The organism is Rhodococcus sp. T2V, from assembly GCF_029269925.1.
In the GTDB taxonomy this organism is placed as follows: domain Bacteria; phylum Actinomycetota; class Actinomycetes; order Mycobacteriales; family Mycobacteriaceae; genus Rhodococcus_F; species Rhodococcus_F koreensis.
Window position 1 is genome coordinate 1 of record NZ_JARJBD010000243.1, and the last position, 2,475, is coordinate 2,475.

Annotated in this window: 2 protein-coding genes; both read left to right on the top strand. The window is 63.0% G+C overall.

Translation table 11 applies throughout. From position 1 onward, the window contains the following. Positions 1-174: 174 nt before the first annotated feature. On the top strand, positions 175-1,068 hold the full coding sequence (locus P3H15_RS53555) for a CdaR family transcriptional regulator (RefSeq protein WP_276144753.1): 894 nt from the start codon (positions 175-177) through the stop codon (positions 1,066-1,068). Further along, positions 1,065-2,459, top strand: a complete 1,395-nt coding sequence (locus P3H15_RS53560; protein WP_276144752.1) for an amidohydrolase family protein — start codon at positions 1,065-1,067, stop codon at positions 2,457-2,459. The genes P3H15_RS53555 and P3H15_RS53560 overlap by 4 nt, the downstream gene beginning before the upstream one ends. Positions 2,460-2,475 lie beyond the last annotated feature (16 nt).

Here is a 2,475-nt window from a genome sequence, read left to right on the forward strand (position 1 = left end):
GGTAACGCTATCGCTGTTGTGCGTGCCCGGACCGGTCCCAGTGAACTGCAAGCGGTTCTGGCGGCAGCTTCGGACACTCGCCGTGCGTTGACGGTGCCGAATCAGTGGCAGGGTCTGACGACCCTTGTGGCGCCTGTGTCGGTCAACGACGAGATTTGCGGGTTCTTGTTGACTGTGGACAGTGCCCCCGACGCGATCGACGAGGATCTCATGGTCCTCGCCATCGAACACGCCGCCATGGTCTGCGGAATTCTGATGGGCCGCGAGTACGTAGTCGAGGCGGCCGCGCGCCTGGCACGTAGCGAACTGGTCGAGGGACTCTTGGCGGAGCGCGCCCGCAGCGGCGACGACACCGCACAGTGGGCCAGGCACCTCGGCTACGACGAGAACGTCGAACACGCGGTGCTCGTCCTCGATCTGCCGCGAGCCGAGCCTGCGTCCGGTCACGCCAGCGTCGGGGCACTACTGAACAGACTGGCTCCAGATGCCCTAGTATCCGTTCGGGCCGACGGCGCCGTCGCCATCGTTCCCAGCACCGATGGTGCGCCGGCCGGTGCAGTGGACCGCGCACACCGAGTGGCCACGATGTGCTTGGAGCGGCTGCGCTCACGAGGCGACACGGTCAGTCGAGCCGGCGTAGGCAATGCCTACCTCTCGGTGTCCGACATCCCACGTTCGTACTCGGAAGCGCGAAGTGCGCTGATCGCGAGCGAGCGAATGGGAGGCGCTGACAACGTCAGCTTGTTCTCAGCGTTGGGTATCCACCGACTGCTGGCGCGCTACCCCGACGCAGCAGAGCTCCGCTCGTTCGGAATGGAGGTGCTCGGGCGCCTCGTCGAAGAAGATAAAGCCAAGAGCATGGACTACCTGGAGACTCTCTCCGTGTATTTCGCCGAGAACAAAAGCCTGGCGAGCGCTGCACAGCGCCTCCACGTACACCCCAACACCGTGAGCTACCGGATTCGCCGGATACAGGCAATCACTGGCCTCGACCTCGACGCTCAGCAGGACCGGCTCACCGCTGAGGTCGCTGTCGAGATCCTCCTCGGAACGAAAGGACAACGATGACCGGCAGCAGCCCGAGCGACGCGCACCCGTCACCTGACTCGACCCACGACGCGGAATCCGAAAATCGCATACTGATCCGTAACGGGTGCATAGTGCCAATGACAGGCGCTGCACACCGACGCGCCGATCTTCTGATCAAGGGCGACCGGATCGCGCGGATCGAAGAGAACATCGACGAGCCTGGCGCGATGGTCATCGATGCCGACGACTTCATCGTGTTGCCTGGGTTCATCGACACCCACCGTCACTTGTGGCAGTCGTCGTTGCGTCACGTCGCATGCGATTGGTCGCTCACCGAATATTTCACAACTTTGCGGAGTAAGTTCGGACCACGATTCACAGCCGAAGACATTTACGCCGGCACCCTTGTCGGTGCTCTGGAAGCTTTGGACGCTGGCGTTACGACGGTGGTCGACTTCGCGCACAATCTGTCGGCACCGGATCATGCGGATGCCGCTCTCGCCGCGCACATCGAGGCGGGCTCGCGAGCACTTCTTGCGTACGGTGGCACGAACGAACAGGCCCGCGTTCGGGACAACTCGCGTCATACACGTGACGCCGAGCGACTACGAGCAAGTGTTCCTGCCGAACACGTCGACCGGCTGACGATCGGCTTAGCGTTACGTGGGCCGGAATTCAGCTCAATGGATGCCACGATCGATGACTGGCATCTCGCGCGTGAGCTAGGCATGACGATCACCGTCCATGTAGGTGGAGGCCTGCGCGGGGCCCAGGGAACGATCCATAAGCTCGACGCGGAGTCACTGCTGGGCGACGATGTCCTATACGTCCACTGCAACATGCTTTCCGACGACGAGTTGCGCCGAATCGCCGATACCGGCGGACGGGCGTCGACGTCGCCGGAGGTCGAAGCAAACATGGGCCACGGCCCGACCGTGGTTTCCCGGCTTCGCAACCACGGAATCCCGGCTGGAATCTCTGTGGACGTGTGCACCAACGTCGGCGGCGATCTGTTCTCGCCGATGCGGGCCGCGCTTGCTCTCCAACGAGGCGATGACCACGTCAAAGCGCTACTTCGTGGCGAAGCACTCGGCACCGTGTCCATCGGTGTCCGCGATGTTCTCGAAATGACCACGGTTGACGCAGCAAAGGCCGCGTGGCAGGACGATCGGACTGGGACCCTCGAGCCCGGAAAGTTGGCCGATATCGTCCTACTCCGAACGGACAGGTTGAATGTACTGCCCGGCCGGGATCCCGTGGCCGCCACGGTCAGCGCATGCGACGTGAGCAATGTCGACACCGTCTTCGTCGGTGGTCGCATCGTGAAACGTGACGGCCTGCTGGTCGGGGTCGACCTGGACCAGATACGCCGATTGGCATCGGAATCACGGGACCGATTGCACGGGGTAACCGAAGTTGTCACCGCGTGAGGTGATTCGTGTGGTG